Here is a 23463-nt window from a genome sequence, read left to right on the forward strand (position 1 = left end):
TCCGATATGATCAAAGGCATATCATAATAATTTTTCGCGCGCGCGAAAGGACAAATTTTCATGGCATCAGAGTCGAAAGTTGAAGTGTATGACAAAGCAATTGATAAAGGATTAGAGGGGATCGTCGCTTGTACGACAGCGGTTTCTTCAATTGTCGATGCCACTCTCACTTACGCAGGTTACACAATTGACGATTTGTCTGAACACTCAACCTTTGAAGAAACAACATTTCTACTTTGGAATAAGCGATTTCCAAAAGTTACAGAGTTAGAAAAATTCAAAAAAGATTTAGCTCAAAATATGATACTCGAAAAAGAGTATGTAAATTTCTTAAAAGGACTTCCCAATAAAAACGTACATCCCATGGAGTGGCTCAGAACTGCCGTATCAGGCCTAGCACTCTGGGATAAAGAAGCTACCGATATCTCCGCTGAATCTAATCAACATAAAGCACTTCGTTTAACAGCTAAAATGGGCCCAATCGTTGCCGCACTTGAGAGATTTCGCACCGGTCAACAATTGCTCGAGCCAAAACTTGATAAATCACTTGCTTGGAATTTTTTGTATCTGCTTAAAGGTAAAGAGCCTGACCCCTATCATGTGAAAGTATTTGATACCGCTCTCATTTTACATGCTGATCATGAGTTAAACTGTTCAGCATTTAGTGTTCGTGTGACCACAAGTTCTCTGAGTGATTTACATTCTGCTATCACGAGCGGAATCGGTACACTTAAAGGGCCTCTGCATGGCGGTGCAAATGAGCAAGTCATGAAGATGCTCCTTAAAATCGGCAACATGAAAGAATGTGAAACTTTTGTTAAAAATGCGCTTGAGAACAAAGAAAAAGTAATGGGTTTTGGTCATCGCGTTTATAAAAACGGAGATCCACGGGCAAGAATTTTAAAAAGCATGTCACAGGAACTTGGTAAGCGCCGTGGTGAACCACAATGGTATGATATGAGCGTTCATATTGACGATATCATGCAAGACAAAAAAGGCCTTTTGCCCAATGTCGATTTTTATTCAGCCAGTGTTTATTACTGTCTTGATGTTCCCATTGATCTGTACACACCTATCTTTGCTGTAAGCCGCATCTCTGGTTGGATTGCACATGCGTTTGAGCAATATGCAAACAATCGTATTTATCGTCCACGCGGCCATTACTCTGGCAATCGCGATCTCAAATGGGTCGCCCCTGATAAGCGATAATTAAATTTCGTCTAACTTCTAAACAATAAATTCAAATTTCAAAATTTGAAGTTCAAACCTTTGTCTTAAGTTCTTAGTCCAGATTCCGATCATTTAATTGGGCAAATTGAATATATAACTGAAGGGCAGTGTATGAATGCGCAATACAACTTTATTTTGGTGAGCCGAAAGACGGGCGATGCTTTCAAAATTCGCGATGAAATAGAGCGTAATCGACTTTACTCTGTTGAAATGATCGAAACCGCACCGGCTGCTTTGGGTCGTCTCGCAAAAGGGGACATCAGCTGTATGGTTTTTAATTTTGATAGTTTTAATCAACAAAAAATCAGCGTCATCACTAATCTTCGCGATATGGGTTATACATTTCCCGTCATCATTTTTGCCGCATTCGTTCAAAAAGAAGCCTATGATATTGTGAAAAAAATGGATCGCGTTATTATTATCGAATGCCCTTTTGAAGCCAAAGATGTTTGGGGAATATGTCAAAAAATAGTTCAAGGTGCAAAAGTTAATCAGCGTATTTTTCGTCGATTCTATACAAATCAAAAAGCGGTACTTGAAAAAACAATCAGCGGTGAAATCATCGCGGGCGCAATTTATAATCTCAGCCATGGTGGAGCCTATATGGAGTTGCACTCAGGACGCGTGAGACGCGGTGAGATTCTCAAGGTTACAATTCAATTAAATAAAATTTCAAAAGCTTATAATGTCGACGCGCAAGTTGTCTGGACTACTCCACAGGGTTTTTGGCTGGGAAAGCCTGCTATTGGCTTAAAATTCATGAAGGCAGGCGATGTCTACAGAAATTTACTCGACAAGCTGTAACAGAGTTTAAAGTTCGAATCGTTTTGATTGGGGATATAAATGTCAGATAAATCAAAATATACATTTCTTCTGTTCAGACAAGAATCAGAAGGCTGTGACCAAATTGTTGCAGAGATTGGTGCAAATCCACTATGTCAAATAATTCAAGTCGATACGATTCGTGAAATTTTTGATCATGCGGCGGATGGTAGTGCGAATTCATTAATTTTTAATTTAAAAATTTTTGACTCCAATACACTTAAGGTTATTCAAAAAATAAAATCAATCACACCAACACTTTCTACAACAATCGTTACAGCGCAGAAAATTCAAAATATCGACATGCAAAAATTAAAGAAATACAATGAGATTGTCATTATAGATAAGCCTGTAAAGCATGGTGATTTTGCATTGCTGACGGAGAGACTTGCAGAAGGCAAGCCAATATACTTTCGCGAACATAAACGATTTAATACGATTCAAATAGCCCATCTTGAGAAACTGACCTCTAATGAACAATATGAAGGTAGTGTTTATACTATTAGTAAGGGCGGCGCCTATATTGAACTTACCAAGGGTAATGTCAAACCAGGAGAGCTCTTTCGCGTCTCTATTAAATTAGATCAATTATCAAAAGCGCATAATTTTAATGCTGAAGTGATTTGGACTGCACCAAAAGTGCGGCAAGGGCTGGCAGTTGGCCTGAAATTTATTAATGAAGAGCAAGTCTATAGAACTTTGCTTGAGAAGGTATAAAATATGAGTAAGAGCGGACGTCAACAGTATTTACTAATTAGTCATGTCGAAGAAATCGGTTCCGAAATAGAAAGTGCGCTGACAACTGGTCGTGCATTCACTTTGCATCGTGTGGCGAGTCTCAGTGAGGCGCTTCAAAAACTATCAGATGGTGAAATTAAATGTGTTATTTTTAGTATTCCTGTTTTTCATCAGAAAAGTGTCAAATTTATATCTAAACTTCGTGATATTTATCGAGAGATGCCAATTATTATCGTATCAGGAAAAATTCAGAGAGAGGCGTTTGATAGCGCAACTGAAATTAAGCGTGTTGTTATTTTAGAGCAATCATTCGTAAAAACTGAACTTCTGGCAATATGCGAAAAAGTAGCAAAAGGCCACGAAATCTATCAGCGTAAAACCAAACGATTCTCAACTGACCAGATGGTTGATTTAGAGCGGATGCTCACTGGCGAAGTAATGAAGGGTTTTTTATTTAATCTTAGCCAAGGTGGTGCATTCATTAACATCGAGAGAGGTGTTATAGTGCCCGGGGATATTCTAAAAATGAATGTTAAACTCGATAAGTTGGATAAATCACATCTTGTTTTTGCAAAAGTAATATGGGTGTTACAACAAGGTTTTGGATTAAATAAACCAGGTGCAGGTTTGAAATTCATGAAGGCTGAAGAGGTTTATAGTAGTCTTTTAGATACCGTTAAATAGACGGTTCGTGTTGCTTGAGGCTTAGTTCCTCAATTTGAATAGTGACGTGTTCAATATTAAATCGCTTTTTAAGCATTTCTCTAATTTCACATAAAAGTTCATGTCTTGATTCACCAACAGCAACAACGTGTACGCTGAGACTCACCATTCCGGATGTAATACTCCAAACATGCAGGTCATGTACCTCTGTGATGCGCGGAATTTTACTTATAGCATCTTGAATTTCATCGCTATCGAGATGCAGTGGTGTGCCTTCAAGAATTACGTGTGCGGTATCTAAAATAAGTCTAAAAGATGATGCGATAATAATAAGTGCAATGATAACACTCACAATGGGATCAGCTTTAGTCCAGCCATAAAAATATATTAATAGACCTGCGATCATTGCTCCTAGTGAACCTAGGGCGTCAGCTAAAACATGAAACAAGGCGCCACGCATATTGGGATGTGCGTGATTTCCGTGAGTTAAAAGCCATGCACCAACAAGATTAAAAATAAGGCCGCCTGTTGAAATCCAAAACATTTCCACTGATTTGATTTCTACAGGATTATTAAAACGATCCCAAGCTCCCCACATAATCACACATGAGAGGAGCACTAAAAAAATACCATTGATGAAAGCTGCTAGTATCTCTAGGCGTAAAAAACCATAAGTACGATGAGCCGTGGCTGGTTTAGAACTCATCATGAAAGCAAAGAGACTTAAACTTAAAGCCGCTGTATCAGTGAGCATGTGAACAGCATCTGAAATAAGGGCTAATGAATTTGTGTAAAACCCCCCAAATGCCTCGGCTATCATGAATAAGAAGGTGAGGGCTATGACCCACTTTAGTTGCCGTATGTTTTTTGAGTTATCTAAGCCATGAGAGTGACTCCCATGCATATGGGGGTGTTGATGATCGTGATGATGTTCATGGTCATGATGCGTAGTGCCCATAATAAAATAGCTATTCTAGAAATGCTGCCTTGTCACGAAAACTTTCATAGTACAAAATGGCGCTCATGATCAAAAAAACGAGTAAAACTAAAATCAGGCTCACACAATCCGTTTCTTGCGCGGGTTGAGCCGCTAAACTGAGCCCAGCGTTGCTGCGGCAAGCAGTTAAAGGTCTAAAACAGCCGGCTGATCCCAGACTTCTTGTTGGGTTCGATAAAGCCGACGATGCAGGTGTGTATCTAATTTCTCCTGAACTTGCCTTGATTCAAACCGTTGATTTTTTTACTCCTATTGTTGATGATCCGATTTGGTTTGGGCGAATTGCTGCGGCCAATTCTTTAAGCGATGTTTACGCCATGGGTGGAAAGCCTTTAACCGCACTGAATGTATATTGTGTGCCTGAAGATCTTGATCCAAAAGTCATTGGTCAAATTCTTCAAGGTGGGATCGAAAAAATGACTGAAGCAAAATGCGCACTAGTCGGTGGGCATTCAGTGAAAGATCTTGAGTTAAAATACGGATTATCGGTTACGGGAACCATTCACCCTGGACGTATTTTTTCAAATGACAAAGCCCTTGTAGGGCAAGCATTGGTACTTACAAAAAAACTAGGCACAGGAATTATTACAACCGCAGCAAAGTTTGAAGATTGTCCCAAAAAACTTCTGAAAGAAGCCATTGAACAAATGGCAAGGCTCAATGAGCGAGCCTGTAATGCCATGATAAAGACAGATGCCACCTCATGCACAGATATTACGGGTTTTGGATTTTTGGGACATCTTGCTGAGATGACGCGCGCAAGTCAGGTGAAAGCTAAAATTTATTCTAAGAAAATTCCATATTTCAAAGGGCTTGAAAAGTTAATCGCAGATGAGTACGTCACTCGGGGTGATAAAACAAATCGTGAGTACGCAAATAATGTTGTATTTAAAAATGTCGAAATGTTTATGCAAAGTATACTTTTTGACCCGCAGACTAGCGGCGGTCTTTTAATTTCAATGTCTAAAAGTAATGTAGAAAAATTTCAACTTGAGATGAAAAAGGCAGGTCAACAGTCTTGGGTCGTTGGTGAAATCACGGCTAAAGATCGTAAGGGATCGATCGAAGTAATATGATTGAAACTTTTTATTTAGATCGCCCAAAATCTGCTAATGCCCTTGATCTCGCTACTGCTAAACAAATTTCATTAAAAATTAAGAATTGTACAGGGCTTGTCATTGCCTCAAAAAATTCAAAAGTTTTTTGCTCTGGTGGCGATCTTAAAGCTTATTCAAAAATGAAAACAAAAAATGAAGGTATAAAAGTAAATCGCGAGATTCGAAAAACACTTGATGGGTTTCAAAAAGCCCCCGTTATAATAGTCGCAGCCGTTGAGGGTATATGTATTGGAGGAGGCTGTGAGTTGGCTTTAGCCGCTGATCGTATAGTGGCAAGTTCCAGTGCGCGTTTTGCCTTTAAACAAGTTTTACTTTCATTATCCCCTGGATGGGGCGGAGCACAGAGATTGTTAAATCGTGTCAGCGCTTCCATTGCCTTTGATTGGCTTACGTCAGGTCGCTGGGTGAGTGCGCAAGAAGCATTTCGTTGTGGTTTGATCGATGAGATCACGTCACCTGGTACTGTTGAAGAAAAAGCACATGAATTTATATTAGAACGTGCCTTCGTGACGCCAGAGTTGATTTTAAAAATAAAAGAAATTGTAGCGAATCCATCTAAAGAAGAGAAGATTTTTGAAAGTCTTTGGTTTTCAAAAAACCATCAAACCACATTAAAGCGGTAAAATTTAATTATTTTAAAGTAGCTGCTGGCAGGCCATTTGTGAGTAGTAACACACAACCATCACCTATTTGCTTAACTCCTGGTACAGAAACAAGGGGAGTTGTCACAGTCGCGATTGTATCAACGGCAGCTTTTGCAAAGGTAATATCACCCGCGAAGGGTCTGAGCATAAGTCGTGAAAAAGCACGTGTTTTAATTTCAGGTAGAGTTTCAGTTGCGGGGACGCCAATTGTAAGCATGTTTTGAAGTAATTGGCCTGTGACATTTTCCCAAGTTCTGTATGCAAGATTGTATTTAAATCTGTCTTTGCCAATTCTTCGGTTAAAGTATTCTTGAACCGTTGGATGTGCTCTGAGCTCTTCTTTGATGTCTTTGAGTCTGTAGCCAGCTGCTAATTCAAAGGCTTGTTCAGTTTGAAATTGTAATCCACCTAGTGGAAGCCCGAAGCTTGTTGAATAGCTAGTAATATAACTATCAATGTCAAATCGCTTAAGTAAACCCAAGCTTATAGTTAAGTGTGTGGTAAAAGCTGCGGGCATATTGGCCCAAATCAATTTGTTGTAATAACTCCAAGCCTTTAAAAGCGTATTATCAGGATTTTTAACTAGCTGATGTTTGTACCATTCAAAATAAGTCATCTCGCGTTCATGCCTATCTTGATTAAAAATAATTCTACCTTGTTGGTCATGGATTTTTTTAGGCTTTACAGAAATGGTGAGTTCTTCTTTTGTAGGGACTTTTCCGAATTGACCTTCATGCATTTCATCTTGTTGAATTTTAAGCCAAACATCCGAGAGCACACCAGAAATTACTGCATAAGTGTAACCACTAAAAAATACCATTCGAGACAAATAGTACCACGAGGTGGGGCTGTGAATGGAGTCTTGGATAGGTCTTAAAATGGGATCCGTAACCCCTGCCAACAAAAGGAAAGTGAAAAAAAGTTCTTGGGGCTTATCTACAATGTTACCCGCAATCATAGACCGTACTGCGCGCGCCATGGCTTGGGGGTTATTAATTTGTCGTTCAACAACTTGCATTCTTGCTACTTGGCGATTATTTAAAGGGTTAAGTTGTCGATTCAAAAAATCGGGATCAACTCTGTGTACGTATTTACGAAAAAGATTCGTGGCTGAGAGTTTGGTTTCATTTTCAGTTCTGATTTTAGCTTCTGTAAGTAGCTCTGGAGTTATAACTTGCTCGACATATCTCTGAGCTACTGATGCATCTAGTTGCAATTCGTTTTTGTAAGGTAATGTAATATTTTTGAGTGTCTCTAAGTTTAGATTTGCATTTTGGGGCACAACTCCATGTTTTGAAACTAAATCTTGAAGATAGAGTTCAGATGCTCGCTCTACAACAAGATTGAAATGGTTTTCAAAAAATATTTTATTTTGCTCGGTAAATTTATTGATTTTTTTATCATAGATATTAGCAATGCCTTCTTTTTTGAAGAAATCATGAAGATCGTTACTTGTATTCATGTGGTTGACGAGGGCTTGGAAAGATTTTTTAAATGCATGTTCGTAAAGGACCTTCTCGACATTGATAAATTGAGTTTCCCAGGCATCTACTTGGTGGCGATAATCTGCTTCATAAATATCTTCAAAACGATTTTTCATCCCACCATTAATTTTGTTGGGTATTACTCCGCGAGTAGCTCTGGCGTAAAGCTTGGGATAAATTATCATGCCAATGAGGGCTTTAGGCTTCCAAATAAATGAACGTAACGCAAACCAATTATTCCAAATGCGCGTGTAGGTGCGCCCGGAGTTTGTAAATGAGCAATAGCTATAAGTAAAATGTTTAATCGCTTGAAAAAGAGTGCTGATCTGTCGATCTGATTTTTGGTCAAGTTGTTGAGTGCTTGGAGTTTTGCCAATAGCTTTTAGCATGCGATAATAAAATCCGCCCTCTCGCTGAGCTTGTTCTAATTCACGTACTTGTTCTTCTGCTTCTGCGTTTTGTTCAGCAGTGAATTCGAGTTCTTTGTCTTTTCCACTTTGTTTTGCATGTGAGGTTGCCAGAGCTTCTAGATATGTTTTTTCTTGGGAATTTTGTCTTTTTATAAAAGCTGTTTTAAGAGCACCTAACCAACTTACTTCTGTGTTTTTGAATTGTGAGATTCCAATTTTGCGTAAGTCTTTAAAAAGAAGATACGAGTTTACAATCAAATGAGGAATTCCCAAGGTCATATAAAGTGTAGTGATAATGGCGCCAAGGCCGATACCAAATCTGCTGATTTTGTCAGGTGCCAAATAAGCATTGTAGAAATTTGAAGGGTTAAGGCCAGCAAAAGTTTCCATGAAGGCTGTCGATGTAAGTCTTGATCCATCTATGGCCCAATTCATGATTGATCGTGTGAGATCTGTTGATAGATAAAAAAGATGAGCCATTTGTTCAGGAAACACAATGCCCATGGCAGTGCCTGTGACGATGGCTCCTGCGATTTGAACATTGGGATGATTTGCAATTCTCAGTATACCTTCATTCAACGCCGCTGTTCGGCTAGCTTTGCTGTGGGGGCTAAATGCAGAAGCTATGAGTGCTAAGCCTTGAATAATTTTAGGCGCGCCATTGGGCTGAGGCAAAGTCATGCGTGCCCAAAATTGATGAAGTTTTGAAAGTAGCCTTTTTTCTGCTTCGATATTTGCGCTGATATTTTTTGCAGTTTTTTCGATAAAGTCTTGGTGCATGAGTTTATCGGAATCAACAGCGTTAGACTGATCTTTCTTTAGACCCTTAAGACCCTTAGCAAATTCTAAAAGCTTTGCTTCTGAACCGGCAATGTCTTGCATTTGTTGTTGAAAATCTTTGCCTTTAAGTTCTACAGCGCGCATGAGGTATTCTTGTAAGCCATCACCAAGTGGTTGCATTTGTGTTAATGCTTTTGGATCAAGCATATTGACATTGATGTTGTAGGCAGATTGTTGGATGAGTGACATCTCATTAAGATGTTCTTTGCCAATTACAACTTGATTAATATGAAGTTGGTTATTCTTTATATCGAGATTATTTAATCGATTTCCAAACTGAACGGGAATTTTAAAAACCGGTGGGTTCACTCTGCCAAGAATTGGATCATACGATTTAAGATCAATAAATGAAATCGATTGCACACCAGAGGGCGTGAGATTGTGTTTTTCTACAAAAACTAGGTAATCACCAAAAACTGCAAAACCAATGACGGGCATACGAAAGTCATAGAGTAGTTTTCCTTGATAATGAATTTGCAGTTTTGATTCATTCGAACTTAAGAAGGTAGGTTTAAATCTTTTTGAATGTGCTGAGAGAACTTTTTGAGTGTTTGTTGAATCGAAAGCGGCATATGTAAGTGCTGAGTAATCGATAAAATGAGCTTTTGGGTTCTCGTGTGAAATAATGTCGAGCAATCTCCAACGATCAAGGGGGCTATTGATCGCAAACCCGTCAAGTGTTTGGCGAAGATGATCAACTTCAGCTTTTTGCTCAGTACGTAAATTAAAACCGGGTACTAAGAGTGTCGGGGTTGTATTGGTGACACCACTGGTAGCGATCACTTGTAAAACTTCAATTCCAGGCTCTAAGATATTATCTTGTGCGCTTGCCGGGCTTAACAACAACGGGTTAAGGGTGAGTGATAAGCAAATCGCAATGTGAATGAACTTTGCTAACGCCAAAATTTTCTCCAGTTTCGAATTACATTTTCAATGCAATGCCAATGCCGTCTGGGGTGACTTGTGATAAAGGTTTTAGTTGGTATGTGTGCCGAACTAATCGTCTGAGGCGTCGTTTTGAGGCTCTAATTCGTAATATAGACCAAAAGTTTTACACCTAAATCAGTGCCATCTAACTGAAATATCAGGAAGATTTTGGCCCGGGGTTTGCTCTTACTAATAGTACGAGCAAAGGATGTTAAAAATGAAAAACAAACTCTCAAGCCTTATGACTTTTTTTTCGTGGATTATAATTTTTCAACTAGCCCTTGGCAGCACACTCGTCGATGTAGCTAAAGCACAAGAAGCCACGCAAGTGCTGACACAAAGCATAGTTACTAATCAAGATGCTCGAATGGCTATTGCTGATGCAGTTGTTGACCCTGCGATTTCAGCTATTGCAGCTGATACAACTTTTCCTCGAGAGTTAGATCTTAGCTCAAATGATCCTATCGTTGATCAAGATCCATTTTTTCAAAATGCTCAAAGTTGGGGGCAAATCACGGGCCAAGTATCTGGTGAATTAGCATTTTCAAATGATGGCCAAGTCTCACAAATCAAACTTCCGTTTCAAAATAAAGTTTGGAAACTAAAAGCACCGATTCACCCGATTTTTGCAACCAGTGATTATGTTTTCTTCGCAGCTAATGCGGGGAGCGATATTTTCTCGGCCTCTTCAAATGACGGTGCTGATTTTGGCGAGGGAATATTCTATGTTCCGTATAACGAACTCTTAGCTTCAAGTGCACAAGAAGAAAAAATTCCTGTTTACTTTTTTCCTATGCCTGGCACGGGTTGGCAAGCCACAGCAAAAGCGGATGTTTTAGTAACTGAAATTCCTCAGCACGATATTGTTGTATTCACAGATACCCAAGGCGCTCCCTTGCCTGTGAAAGTTGAGGATCTTAAATCTATAGCTAAAGTTGAATCTGTAAACTTTATGATGGCTCAAAGCATGGCTATGCAAGCGGCTATTGATAAACTTAAGGCTAATAAGAGCCAAATTGAATCTGTGCGACAAAACTTTATTAATAATCTACAAACACTTAGTAAAGCCGCTCTAAAAGAAGATGAAAAATCATTTTCACGAGCACACGAATCTATCGCGAATAGTTTTGGACAGGTTTTAACTTCAATGAAATCTGTTTTAGGAACAACGAAGCTCACTTTGCCTCGCGGGAGTACCGCGGGATTCGGGATGCTCTTCACGGGATTTGATTTAGACAAATCAAATCAAAGCACTATCTTTGCAAACTATCAGCAAACCAAATTAGAAAAATGGCGAACTGCTTTTCTTCAGGTTTTAGGTATTAACACTGCTCATGCAGATGCCGAACTCACAAGAGTTCTTATTGGCGTTAGTATTGTACTCGCAAAATGCGCATTTATTTTTTCTGTTGGTACAGCTCTGCGATATACGGTTTTAAGACAAAAAATTAAAGAGCGAATGGGTGTTAGCGGTATTGGGAAAAATGGGTTTCAAGTAAACCTCACTGTTTTTGCACAATCACTAACGTTTGTTGCGCAATTTCCCTATGTGACATCTACCAATACTATTGAGTACATTATGGATCGCGCCGGAACTGCTGAAAACGGCCGCATCAGAAAACTCTTTAACGCAACATTTGGTTACTCGCGAAAAATCAATAATAAAACTCCAGTCAATCATAAGACGCTGATTTACGGTGTTGGTATTCTTGGCTTTGTTGACACAGCCCTTGTTGCCTTTCAGCAGTACATGGTCATTCCGTGGATTGTTTCTGGTCTTGTTGTGATTTTTCCTGGTCTTGCAAGTCGCGCTGAAGCTGCCTGGGGAATGGGCGGCAATATGGCTTTATATAATCTCATAGCAGTCATCGGTAATCTTACGGCTTACATTTCTTCAGGTGCTTATGCCTATGCCAATCAAGTTCAAGAAATTTCAACAAATGATGCATTAAGAATTGTCGCTGATGAAATGCGTAAAGAAGGTGTGAATCCCGATGATCCAATAAACAAAAGACTCTTTGATACGCGTGTGAAAAAAATGGTTCGCGCATCACTCAATAGTAAGGGTTTGCCAGATGAAAGAGCTTTTCTCTTTGATGCCAATTCTTTTTATCAAAGTATTCAAGGCTTTTTTGGCTATAAGCCAACAGATAAATCAAATCCTGAGGAATATTATGCAGTTTTAAGACAAGGGCTAGTCTTAAGAGCCCTAAATAATGCAATTGTTGTTGCACAAGATACAAAAAATGAACGTGCACTTGTTGTTTTAAAAGGAGCCAAAGAAGATTTTAGTCTTGTTGAGAAATTTAAATCTGATCCATCAGCATTTTTGACTCCCACAAAAATTAAAGAAGTGGCTGAGCGTTATCGTAATGTACGACAAGAGCTTACTTCCTTTACTTTTACAGGTGGCCCATCTGATCGAATAACAAAGCTCGGTAATTGGCGTAATAAAGGGTCAAATGCAGGAGTGCGGTCAGCGGCACAGATTTATCGAAAAGAATTTTTTAGTTTAATGGAAATAAAAGAAGTTGCTGTGTCTGTCGGTACTCAAACTGCTCAAGATATAAGCCCCGAAGCATTAGACCCGTCACTCAGAGAAGGTCGGTTTGCACGTTGGCAATTAAAAAGAGCTATTACAAAAGCTAATGAAAAATTTGTCGCTCAGTTTAAAGTAGATCCCATTGAACTTTTTGGTGAGTCTGGTGATGCAGCTCAAGCAAATTTACGCACGCAATGGGAAAAACTCTATCGCAGTGAATTGGTAAGTTTAGTTGGTTTGCGTCCTGACTCAACTGAAACACAGTTAATGGCAGATGTTGAGGCTGAAACTGAGAGTTTATTTAAAGTGCGACTTGAGTCAAATGCCTCACTTAAAACATATTTGGCTACACTATCTGCTTATGAACGCGCACGGGTAACAGAAATTTATAGAACAGATGTTTTTGTTCAAAAATATGTCGATGCCACTATTAAAACCGAAAAAGTTCCACCGCACTCACCTGCACAACCGGGTATATTTCAAGGTTTGAGACAAACACAACTAGTAAGGCAAAATAAGGTTCTGACATCGGGGTTGCGGTTTATGGAGGGATTGTTTTCAGACACGCGCTATCAGCGGGGTTTAAAAAACCTACTCTTTCGTACAATTCCACTAGTAGAAGATATGGTTGCCGGAAATCTTCGTGAAATCAGAAGAACGCCCGTAGAAGGTACGTTTGGATATCTTTATAATAGGGTTATTTGGGCAGCAGTTCTTCCCTATAAACAGTGGGGAGTTCAGAGATTGTTTCGTGGTTCGACTATTTCTGGTCCATGGGCCACTACAAATCGTATTCTCACAAAAATAGGGTTTAAGCCTGGTGAGAATGCAAAAGGAATGTTGTCTTACGGAGTTATCGGAAGCTTTGCCACGTTTACTGGGGGTATATTCTTTGGACTTTTCAGTGAAGATATCTTGCGGGGTGTGACAAAGGCGATTGATTCTTGCTCTGCGGTACTATCGAAGATAATCCCTTTTTAACAACTCATTATAGTTTTGGCCAAGCAATTGACTTATTTGTGGAATCCTGTAACTTAAAGGTTCGCTAAATAGGAGAAGCCATGGCTGATAAAGCAAATAAGTACCCACAAAATGTAGCAGGTAAATTCTATGTCGACACGCAGTGCATCTCTTGTGATGCTTGCTGCACTTCAGCGCCCAATAATTTTAAAATGAATGATGAAGAAGGCCACGCCTATTTATCTGTTCAACCAACCTCACCTGAAGAAGAAACTCAGTGTAAAGAAGCAATGGAAGGTTGCCCGGTTGAGGCTATCGGTAACGACGGGCCCTAATGGATCGTGATAAACTTGCCACTCTTATAAATGAAATTGCCACTTATCTTGATCTTCTTGGTGAAAATCCTTTTAAAATTCGAGCCCATCAAAATGCTGTTCGCATCATTGAATCATTTGATGGTGATTTAGAAAAAGCCATCAAGAGTGGAGCCATTGGTGAAGTAAAAGGCATTGGTCCAGCACTTAAAGAAAAATTCGAAGAGTTTTTAAAATCAGGTGAAATTACTGAGCATAAAAAACTTCAAAAAAAAATCCCTCAAGGTCTCATGGAGATGATTCGTATCCCTGGTCTCGGGCCAAAAAAGGTGCGCGCAATTTATAACAAACTAAATATCACATCAGTGGGTGAGCTTGAATATGCCTGTAAAGAAAATAGATTAGTAAAACTTGAGGGCTTTGGTGAAAAAACCCAAGTGAAGATTTTAAAAAACATTGAGTTTGTTAAAAAATATCAAGAATCGTTTCTATACTCCGATGCAGCCCTTGAGGCTCAAATTTTAGTTGCGGCACTTAAAAGTGTTAAGGGCGTTACTAAAATTGAAGTGGGTGGGTCGTTAAGACGTCGAAAGGAAATCGTACGTGACATCGATATTCTTGTGGCTACGAGTGATCCAAAGTCTGTAACTAAAAAGTTTTCAACACATCCCAGTGTTGAGAGCATCACTGGCAGTGGTGAAACAAAAACAAGTGTTGTTTTAAAAAATGGAATGGCTTGCGATTTACGAGTTGTTACTGAGCAAGAATTTCCGTTTGCGCTATTGTATTTTACAGGCAGTAAAGAACACAACACCGTCATGCGCCAAATTGCCAAAGACAAAGGTTTAAAACTTAATGAGTATGGTTTGTACAAGGGAGAAAAACCAACACCTTGTAAAACAGAAGCAGAAATTTTTGAAAAACTAGGGCTTGTTTATATTTCACCAGAAATGCGCGAGAATAACGGCGAAATTGAAGCTGCAAAAAAGAAAAGTCTTCCCCAATTAATTGAGCGCGACCAAATTAGAGGCATATTTCATTGTCATACAACTGATAGTGACGGAACAAATACATTAGAAGAAATGGTCGGGGCTGCCCAAAAACTAGGTTTTGAATATATTGGTATCAGTGATCACTCAGCTACTTCAGCTGGATACGCCCATGGAATGAAAAAAGATCGCCTTCTTGAACAATTTAAAGCCATTGAAGCCCTTCAGAAAAAATTTAAAATTAAAATTTTTAAAGGCATTGAATCAGATATTTTAAGTGATGGTAGCTTAGATTATGAAGATGCTGTGTTAAAGAAATTTGATTTCATCATCGGAAGTATTCATCAAGGGTTTACATTATCTCAAGATCAAATGACCAAAAGAGTTCTCAAAGCTGTAAAAAATCCCTATTTAGATTTTCTAGGTCATCCCACGGGGCGTTTACTATTAGCTCGAGAAGCATTTGAAATAAACATGCACACGATTATTGACGAGGCAGCCAAACAGGGTGTCATCATTGAGTTGAATGCAAACCCACAGCGACTCGACATGGATTGGCGACTTGGTAAATATCTAAAAGAAAAAGGTGGGCGTGTAAGTATTAATCCCGATGCTCATAGTATTGCAGGTCTTGAAGACGTGGAGTACGGGGTGGGTATCGCGCGTAAGGCTTGGCTGAGTGCTGAAAATATCGTTAACACATTGCCTGCTGATAAAGTACTCGCTGCACTTCCTCGCGCTCGTCATCTTAAGTAGAAAGTCAATATGAGCCCAAGGGAATCTAAAGAAGCTGTTAAACTTCGTACTAAAAAAATAATATCTAGCTTAGAGAAAATGTACCCAGATGCCCATTGTTCACTTGATCACAAAAATCCATTACAGTTATTAATTGCCACGATGCTCAGTGCACAGTGCACAGACGCTCGCGTGAACTTGACAACACCAGCTTTGTTTGCAAAATACAAAACAGCAAAAGATTTTTCTCAAGCTCATATTGAAGATCTAGAGCGGCTTGTTCGTTCAACGGGTTTTTACCGAAACAAAGCAAAAAATATTAAAGCCTGTGCACAATCATTAATGGATTTGCATAACGGTGATGTTCCAAAAACTATGGAAGAGCTTTCATCACTTGCTGGCGTTGGTCGAAAAACAGCGAATGTAGTTTTAGGTAATGCCTACGGAATTCCAGGTATGGTTGTCGACACCCATGTGACGCGGCTTTCAAATCGTTTGGGAATTGCCGTCGGGGTCGATGCTGTGAAGCTTGAAACTCAATTGATGGAAGTTGTGTCTAAAAAAAACTGGACAGATTTTTCACATTTACTTATCAGTCATGGTCGAGAAATTTGCGTCGCACGCACTCCACGGTGTAAGATCTGTAAGATATTTCGTTTATGCTCTAAAAAGGGTGTAACAAAAATGGCGGATTAAAAGGAAAGTAAATGGCAATTCGAAAAGTAGCTCAACTTGGTCACCCGGTTTTACGACTTGTGGCTAAAAAAGTTCCAGAAAATAAAATCAAAACTCCTGAGATACAACAACTCATCGACGATTTGATCGAAACCATGCACGAATACAGTGGTGTGGGTCTCGCTGCCCCTCAAGTCCATGAGAGTCTTCAAATTGCGGTGATGGAAGTAAACGAGAATCCTCGATATCCAGATGAAGATGAGATTTTGATTACTGTTTTTATAAATCCTGTGATCACCCCTTTGACAAAAGAAACCATGGAATTTTGGGAGGGTTGTTTAAGTGTCGAGGGCCTCAGAGGTGCAGTGAGCAGACCTAAAAAAATAAGGCTTCAAGCCCTTGATCGCGATGGAAAGAAAATTGATAAAGAATTCGAAGGTTTTTCGGCCATTGCTATACAACATGAAGTAGATCATCTTTTTGGTAAAATCTTTATTGATCGAGTCGAAGACACAACCAAACTAGCCTTTGTAGAAGAATTTCGTAAGTATCATTTAGAAACCGCGAAAGAGCTCGATTAACAAAAAGTAACGGCGTACCTTTTACTTTTTGTTAATCTTTTACTTTGTAAATTACTAGGGCGTGTGTGCCTTTTTTCAGGCGTTCAAAATATGATTTTGCTTTTGAGGCATCGGTTGTTGGGAGCTCTAAAGTTAAAGTCGGTATACCGCGCTCTTTGCCTGCGTAATTTCCGAGGCTTCCAGGGTAATAACCGTAGCGAGAGAAATTATAGTTCTCACTTTCTTTTTTAACGACTCCACGAAGTTCATCACATGATTTGATATACTCTTTAGTAAAGGCCTTCATGCCGTCATGTTCCGGGCCATCATAATCATAAAAATTAAGTGGTGAATGAACAGTTAAAATTTTTGAAGGTTTAAATTCATCAATAAGCCATTGTTGAAATTTTGTTTCAGGCTCTGATCCACCAGTTGTGCCGGGGTTACGACGTGCCTCAGATTTTTGTTCAGTCTTCCAAAGCTTTACGGCTTGTGAATCAAAATCTTTGGTAGGAAAATTACGATTAAGATCAATTCCATTGGCATTTGTGCGTTTTGGCTTTTCAGAAATATAGCCATCAGGATTAACTAATGGCGCAATTATCACGCGATGATCTCGACACAAGTCGGGTTCACCCTTTATCCAAGAGACCAGACGAAAGCCGTAATATATGGGAGTGATCTCATCTCCGTGTACACTTGAGAGCATCAAGGTCGTGTTTTTATTATTTTCACCACAGATAAAATATATCAGCGGGCGACCTTGAACGCTTTTACCGCCAATACGCCAGCCCTCGGGGTTGTAGATGCTCTCATTCCATTTGGTTTTCTTATTGGAAGCTTTGAGTTCATCCATGAGCTTTTTGACCTCGTTAATATTAGTCGAGGGCGCTGGCCCTTGAGCGAGAGCTAGGGCTGAGCTGAATATTAATAGTAATAAAGAGTGAATCATAATTGATTGTCCGTATCTGATTGAATTTTAGATTAGCAATAATAACTGGCAAGCGCATTATCTTTTTGAGATCATAAGTCATGCTAATAGCGTTTCTTGAAAGCATGAAATATATGGGGCATCTCTGGCCCATAGCGTTGCTTAGAATATATATTGGCTATTATTTTCTTTCCGAAAGTCTCACTAAATTTAAGAGTGATTTTTTAGAACAATCTTTTCTTCAAGATATTTTACAACGCTGGTGGGTAGAGGGAATGCCCCCAGAGACAGTCACTTTTATACAAAGTTGGATTTTACCACATTGGCAAATATTTAATTATGTCGTTGTTATCGGCCAATTATTAGTAGGAATCGCTTATATCGCTGGTTTCGTGGTGAGACCCGCAGCAATACTAGCTATATTACTAAACTCGTGTTTCATAGTAGCTGGAGCATCGGAGTATCTCTTGACCAATAAATTATTAATCGCAATGCATCTTACATTTCTTTTCATTGGTGCAGGACGATGTTTCGGTTTTGATTATTATTTTTATAAACGTGTCCGAGGTCTCTGGTGGTAGTACTTCCGATTTTCGCACTTCCGAATTCAATATTATTCCCTGGGGTCTATGTTCCCTTGCATATTTTTGAAGATCGTTTCAAGGCAATGCTCAAGAATATTGAGCGTGAAGGTACAGAAATGGCCTTAAGCTACGCGCCAGAATTACAGGCGGGTAAAAATTTTCCGTCAATGATTTGTGGTGCTGGAATTGTGCGAATAATTAAGCGTTATGATAATGGCGCAACAGATATTCTCGTATTCGGAACAAAGCGCGTGAAATTTAATAAGTACGTTCAAGAATTGCCCTACCTAATAGGAGAGGGTGAGATTTTACAACTTGATCGCGAGATGCCAAAAACCACAGAGCAGCAATTACTTACTGAATTAAGGGAAATGCTGATCAACTGGATCTTCATGAACTTTGATGAATCATCGCGAGCCATTTCGTTTTTTAAAAATGTCGAAGATTTAGAGCCCATCTGTAATTTTGTGGCCTATTACTTCATCACTGATTATGAGAAAAAACAAAAGTTACTCGAAGAAAACAATCTCGAAGTTAAAGCGCAAAGTATTTGGAAATTCTTAAAAGACATGGATTCTATGAGTAAAGGTCCAGATAACAAGATGATATTTTTCCCAGGTACAGGTGGTGGCCCAGGGGGCGGATCCGGCGGCGGTAGTACTGATGACGGTGAAAGCATTAATTAGTACTGTTTATTAGCCCGCGCAAAATTAATATTAATCTTATAAACCGCAACTAAGAGTAAAATGCCGGCGAAGACTTGAACTGAAGTGAGCGGTTGCCCCAACACGCCCCATGTTAGAAGTAGTGCAATAAAAGTCTGTGTGAGTTCACAAAACCCCGCAACACTAGCAGATGTTTTTGAAAGCCCTTTGAAATAAAAAAACAAGGGTATAACTCCCGCAACAAAACTTAAAAGTAAAAAGTTTTGCAAAATAGAACTCTGACTAAGCAGTGGCCAGTTAAGATTCTCGCTCGTTAATTTCCCTTTAATGGCTAGGCTAACAAATAAAGTAAATGCCCCAATTATGAATCTTCCAGCTGTTGCTACTGTTAAAGGAATATGAATCATGGCTCCACGACCCGCCACTGTGCTAAATCCCCAAGCGAGTGCTGTGATTGTGATGTAGAGAAGTCCTATGCTCCAGGTGAAATCAGAAATGTTAAAATTATTTGTGGCAATTACTCCACCGCATAACAAAGCAAAAATCGCCCAAAAACTAAATCCACGGCCCGGTTTTTCTTTTAATAAAACCATAGCAAATAGAACACACACGATGGGTTGAAAATTCAAAAGTACATTTGCTACAGAGGGGTTTAGTTCTTTTAAACTCATGGTGAAAAATGTTGTGCCGATAGCGCTCCCCACAGAGCCACTTAAAATAAGATAAATCCAAGCTTTACGCGGAATTTTTTTAAGCGAAACTTTATTTAAAAATAAAAGGGGCAGTGTGAAGGCGATGCAAAATAGATGTTCAATGAAAACTAAAATTTCAGGATCATAGCTTCGATTAAGATTAACTCTGAAAAAAGATTCTGTGCCCCACATTCCGGCACCTAAAATAACGAAGAGCGGGCCAAGAATGATCCATTTGTTTTTAAGTTTCATACTTTATTGTTTGCGGGTGGGAATCAAAGTGTCAAGAACAACGACCCTGAAGTTCAGGTATAAAAAGGGCAGGATGCATTGGCATAACCATATCTGATAAATGCCCACGGGTTCGCTTTACGGTTTCTTGCACACTACCAGCAGTCAAACCCGGGCGTAAGAGTTTAAATTCCACATGTAGATGGGGGCCGATGACACAGCCACGTTTTGAGGCTTCTTGGCTACGTAGAAGTTGTCGTCCTGACGACCCCGAATAGGCAATCATTTGACCGGGGCGAACTTGTTGACCAACTTTGACTACAAAGTTTTTAAGATGTTTATAAAGTGAATAGACGACAGCACGATTCTTTAATCGATGTTGAAGAATAATAACATGACCTGAACACCCAACAAAACCAGTCCACAAAACTTTTCCAGAAGCTACAGCGTGCACAGGTGTGTTGGTAGCAGCGCCGTAATCAATTCCCTCATGAAAATCGGCAAATTTATTAAGCAGGCGTCTTGGTCCATAACAAGATGTCACGGGTATGTTTTTAACAGGCGATTGCCACCTAGCTAGGGGTGCTAGGGGTATAAGTTGATTAGAAAAATCTCCACGAGTAGCTAGAACTTTCAGAGTCGTAGACTCAGAAACAAATGCAGACGCAGCTGAACAAATGACTACGCTAATAAGGGCTAAACCCAGTTTAAGCACTACTCTTCTCCTCATGAGGTATGCTTAGAGCAAAATCTCTGCCGTAATTGTGTTGATTCTTGTGAATTGCACATGTAAAAAGTTCATATTGGAGGGTACCTATGAAAATTACTAAATTTACGATTCAATCATTTATTGCGGCTTTAGTTGTACTGAGTTTGGGACAAGTGGGTTTCACAACACTTGCACCTGAAATGCCCAGCACTAAAATTTTTCGTTATAAAGTTCAAGTTCCACAAACTGTCGATACCGTTCACTTGAGCAAGCAACTTGCAGCTCAGGGTTTTGACGTTGCCGGCGTTAACTTAAGAAAAAATATCGTAGAAGTTATCACAAATGATGCTGGAGTTGAGTACATCAAAACTCTTGGTTATCAAGGCAATGCTTTTGGTGCTGCTCCTTTTGATCGTGCAGCTGGGCCAGACCCACGGTTTTTGAATCCAACAACTTTGGCTCAAAAATTAAAAGCATTAAACGCGGCTTATCCACAATTCACACGCATCGAACAGATCGGCACATCCATTCAAGGTCGCCCGATTTTAGCGATGCTTGTTTCATCTACACCGCAAGCAAATGATGCTCGTTCACTAGCTAAACCTTCAATTATTTTTGACGGTTTACATCACGCGCGCGAAATTATGACTCCTGAAGTGGTACTCGATGTTGCAGAAACCTTACTTAAAAGTGCATTCGTTGATAACGAAGCTCGTGCTAAAGAAATCATTGCAGGCTGGAACGTTTGGGTGATCCCAATGTTAAACTTAGACGGATCAAACATCGTCTGGAGTAGCAATAGCATGTGGAGAAAAAATGCCCACGCTGATCAAAATCGCGTGTTTGGCGTCGATCTCAATCGTAACTATGTTTACAAATGGAATGCATGTAACGGATCTTCAGGTTCATCCTGGAGTGAAACATACCGTGGCGCAACAGCTGGTAGCGAACCTGAGACACAAGCGCTCATGAAACTTGCTGAGGCAGTTCGACCAACAGCATATTTATCTTATCACTCATATTCTGAATTAATTATTTATCCCTACGGATGTCGCGGACAATACTCTGCTGAAGCATTGTTAGAAGACCGTGTGGGTAAAGAACTCGCTAAACGTTTGCCTGGTGATACTGGTGGAAATTATGCCGTTGGTACACCTTGGCAGCTTCTTTATGATGTAGACGGAGATTCCATGGATCATATCCATGCTAACTACGGATCCCTTGCGTTTACATTTGAAGTAAACGAAGACTTTCATCCTCCGTATTCATTAAGAGAGCAAACACTTGTTAAGCACAGAGCTGCTTGGATTTACCTGCTCAACGTATCTGATCAGAATCTCCTCACAGTAAATGTTGTTGATCAAAAATCAAATCGACCTGCAGCAGCTGCGGTTGTTGATGTGAACACCATCGTGCTTAGCCATGGTGAAATGCCATTTCGCACAAATGCGATCGGCAAATTCTTCAAGGTTTTGGACCCTTCAACATACGTTGTAACTGCTAAACTGCCTGATGGTCGTAGTGCGAAGTTACAAGTTCAAATGAGTGGACGTCCTCAACAGGTTACGATCAGTATTCCTTAATTTCGCTTATATGACACGCCGCAGAGTTGTCTCTCTGTGGCGTTCTTTATTTGACCCAAAACTTAACACCTCCTAAACTCGGCGCTCATGGGAACTGGTTTTTTCGGCGCAATCACTATAGACATTTTATTTGCCTGCCTTTGTGTAGTTTTTAACGCTTTTTTCGTTATGGCAGAGTACTCGCTCGTTAAAGTGAGATTTTCTCGCATTCAAGAACTTGCTGAGGGTGGTGATGAGCGTGCGCCGCTGGTTTTAAAACTCTTAGAAGATATCGAAGGCTACTTAGCAGTCACCCAGTTGGGTATCACGCTTATGAGTTTGAGTTTGGGTTGGATAGGCGAGCCAGCCATTGCGTATACTATTGAGAGCCTCATTCCTATAAACATAAGTATTGATCCTGTTATTATACATACGGCAGCGGTCATCATTGCGTTTATGATCATTTCGTTTTTTCATATTGTACTAGGCGAATTAGTTCCCAGAACCTTGGCAATTCGCTCTGCTGAAAAAGTAGTTTTAGCAATGGCGCCTTTTCTCTATTGGGCGAGAAACTTTTTTAGACCACTTTTATGGTTATTTGATTCGAGCGCAAAATTTCTCTTAGGTCTTTTGGGTGTGCGCACGGGGGTTCGACTTCACGAAAAACTTACTGAAGAAGAATTGCGTTTAGTTTTAACTGAAAGTTTAGGTAAAGGTGCGCTCACTGACGCAAAACTTGATTTAATTGATAATGTATTTGATTTTTCAAAACGGACTGCAAAACATGCGCTCATTGCTCGTGACGGTATCGTGAGTCTTGATATTAGCCAACCGATTGATGTCAATCTCACAACAGCAAAACAAAATAATCATACAAGATATCCGCTCTGTGATGGCTCAATTGACAATGTCATCGGACTTATTAATTTTAAAGACGTGCTTTGGCAAAGTGAAGCGAGTCGTGAGCATATGGAACTAAAAAACATACGTCGTGATATTCTTTTTGTGCCGGAGAATAAACCCCTAACTAAGCTGCTTAAAGATTTTCAAAGAAACAAAATTCATATGGCCATTGTAATTGACGAATTTGGTGTGACAATTGGTCTTGTTACCTTAGAAGACGTTTTAGAAGAACTTGTTGGTGAAATTCAAGATGAGTATGATCAAGAGGCCTCACGTATTCAACTTTTGCGTGATGGTACATACCTTATTGAAGGTGGCACACTTATAGATGAGGTTGAAGATAAACTCAGCATTCGCATTGATAAACTTAATAATACCACCATTGGCGGAGCCGTACTTTCTAAAATAGGACGTTTACCAAAAATTGGTGACGTTGCTGATTTTGATAACTTTAGCTTTGTTGTGAAACTGCTAAAAGGTCGTCGCATTTCATCTATTCAAGTTATCAAAAAAGTAAAAGGCCAAAACCAGTAGTTAG

The 23463-nt window shown here is 39.6% G+C and carries 20 protein-coding genes; 15 read left to right on the plus strand and 5 right to left on the minus strand.

All coding sequences use genetic code 11. The features are described from left to right. Positions 1-60 precede the first annotated feature (60 nt). From SGI74_00835 to SGI74_00850, 4 genes are all read left to right on the plus strand, one after another. On the plus strand, positions 61-1209 hold the full coding sequence (locus SGI74_00835) for a citrate/2-methylcitrate synthase (protein MDZ4676026.1): 1149 nt from the start codon (positions 61-63) through the stop codon (positions 1207-1209). Between the two features lie 132 nt (positions 1210-1341). Beyond that, the gene (locus SGI74_00840) at positions 1342-2034 is read left to right on the plus strand and encodes a PilZ domain-containing protein (protein ID MDZ4676027.1); all 693 of its coding nucleotides are present in this window, start codon (positions 1342-1344) and stop codon (positions 2032-2034) included. 39 nt (positions 2035-2073) lie between these two features. Beyond that, positions 2074-2769: a PilZ domain-containing protein gene (locus SGI74_00845; GenBank protein ID MDZ4676028.1), complete on the plus strand. Its 696-nt coding sequence runs from the start codon at positions 2074-2076 to the stop codon at positions 2767-2769. Between the two features lie 3 nt (positions 2770-2772). Continuing rightward, positions 2773-3474, plus strand: a complete 702-nt coding sequence (locus SGI74_00850; protein MDZ4676029.1) for a PilZ domain-containing protein — start codon at positions 2773-2775, stop codon at positions 3472-3474. On the opposite strand, the gene SGI74_00855 is transcribed toward SGI74_00850, so the two are convergent. Next, entirely contained in the window at positions 3467-4411 is a 945-nt protein-coding gene (locus SGI74_00855; protein MDZ4676030.1) for a cation diffusion facilitator family transporter, read from the minus strand. The genes SGI74_00850 and SGI74_00855 overlap by 8 nt on opposite strands. A gap of 65 nt (positions 4412-4476) precedes the next feature. On the opposite strand from SGI74_00855, the gene selD reads away from it, so the two are divergent. Together selD and SGI74_00865 are read left to right on the plus strand one after the other, a co-directional pair. Continuing rightward, entirely contained in the window at positions 4477-5526 is a 1050-nt protein-coding gene (gene selD / locus SGI74_00860; protein MDZ4676031.1) for a selenide, water dikinase SelD, read from the plus strand. Then, a complete protein-coding gene (locus SGI74_00865) occupies positions 5523-6191 on the plus strand; it encodes an enoyl-CoA hydratase/isomerase family protein (protein MDZ4676032.1) in 669 nt (222 codons plus the stop codon). The genes selD and SGI74_00865 overlap by 4 nt, the downstream gene beginning before the upstream one ends. A 7-nt stretch (positions 6192-6198) precedes the next feature. Here the strand turns inward: SGI74_00865 and SGI74_00870 are convergent, their stop codons facing one another. Continuing rightward, positions 6199-9849 (minus strand): hypothetical protein, encoded by a 3651-nt coding sequence (locus SGI74_00870; GenBank protein ID MDZ4676033.1) that lies wholly within the window; start codon positions 9847-9849, stop codon positions 6199-6201. A gap of 241 nt (positions 9850-10090) precedes the next feature. On the opposite strand from SGI74_00870, the gene SGI74_00875 reads away from it, so the two are divergent. The 5 genes from SGI74_00875 to def all read left to right on the plus strand — a co-directional run bounded on the left by SGI74_00875 (position 10091) and on the right by def (position 16669). Then, entirely contained in the window at positions 10091-13396 is a 3306-nt protein-coding gene (locus SGI74_00875) for a hypothetical protein (protein ID MDZ4676034.1), read from the plus strand. Positions 13397-13476: 80 nt separating this feature from the next. Beyond that, entirely contained in the window at positions 13477-13710 is a 234-nt protein-coding gene (locus SGI74_00880) for a ferredoxin (protein ID MDZ4676035.1), read from the plus strand. Then, entirely contained in the window at positions 13710-15434 is a 1725-nt protein-coding gene (gene polX / locus SGI74_00885) for a DNA polymerase/3'-5' exonuclease PolX (protein ID MDZ4676036.1), read from the plus strand. Before SGI74_00880 ends, polX begins: the two co-directional genes overlap by 1 nt. A 9-nt stretch (positions 15435-15443) precedes the next feature. Then, a complete protein-coding gene (gene nth, locus SGI74_00890) occupies positions 15444-16109 on the plus strand; it encodes an endonuclease III (GenBank protein ID MDZ4676037.1) in 666 nt (221 codons plus the stop codon). Between the two features lie 11 nt (positions 16110-16120). Beyond that, positions 16121-16669, plus strand: a complete 549-nt coding sequence (gene def, locus SGI74_00895; protein ID MDZ4676038.1) for a peptide deformylase — start codon at positions 16121-16123, stop codon at positions 16667-16669. A 31-nt stretch (positions 16670-16700) separates the two neighbouring features. Here the strand turns inward: def and SGI74_00900 are convergent, their stop codons facing one another. After that, positions 16701-17600: a M14 family zinc carboxypeptidase gene (locus SGI74_00900; GenBank protein MDZ4676039.1), complete on the minus strand. Its 900-nt coding sequence runs from the start codon at positions 17598-17600 to the stop codon at positions 16701-16703. A gap of 80 nt (positions 17601-17680) precedes the next feature. On the opposite strand from SGI74_00900, the gene SGI74_00905 reads away from it, so the two are divergent. Both SGI74_00905 and SGI74_00910 read left to right on the plus strand, forming a co-directional pair. Continuing rightward, a complete protein-coding gene (locus SGI74_00905; GenBank protein ID MDZ4676040.1) occupies positions 17681-18160 on the plus strand; it encodes a DoxX family protein in 480 nt (159 codons plus the stop codon). After that, entirely contained in the window at positions 18154-18849 is a 696-nt protein-coding gene (locus SGI74_00910; protein MDZ4676041.1) for an LON peptidase substrate-binding domain-containing protein, read from the plus strand. Before SGI74_00905 ends, SGI74_00910 begins: the two co-directional genes overlap by 7 nt. Here the strand turns inward: SGI74_00910 and SGI74_00915 are convergent. Together SGI74_00915 and SGI74_00920 are read right to left on the minus strand one after the other, a co-directional pair. After that, a complete protein-coding gene (locus SGI74_00915; protein MDZ4676042.1) occupies positions 18846-19772 on the minus strand; it encodes a DMT family transporter in 927 nt (308 codons plus the stop codon). The two genes, SGI74_00910 and SGI74_00915, sit on opposite strands and share 4 nt — an antisense overlap. Positions 19773-19803: 31 nt before the next feature. Further along, positions 19804-20466, minus strand: a complete 663-nt coding sequence (locus SGI74_00920) for a M23 family metallopeptidase (GenBank protein MDZ4676043.1) — start codon at positions 20464-20466, stop codon at positions 19804-19806. Between the two features lie 101 nt (positions 20467-20567). Between SGI74_00920 and SGI74_00925 the strand changes: the two genes are divergently transcribed. Next, on the plus strand, positions 20568-22043 hold the full coding sequence (locus tag SGI74_00925; protein MDZ4676044.1) for a M14 family zinc carboxypeptidase: 1476 nt from the start codon (positions 20568-20570) through the stop codon (positions 22041-22043). An 87-nt stretch (positions 22044-22130) separates the two neighbouring features. Next, on the plus strand, positions 22131-23459 hold the full coding sequence (locus tag SGI74_00930; protein ID MDZ4676045.1) for a hemolysin family protein: 1329 nt from the start codon (positions 22131-22133) through the stop codon (positions 23457-23459). The last annotated feature ends 4 nt before the right edge of the window (positions 23460-23463 follow it).

This window comes from Oligoflexia bacterium (assembly GCA_034439615.1).
GTDB lineage: Bacteria > Bdellovibrionota > Bdellovibrionia > JABDDW01 > JABDDW01 > JAWXAT01.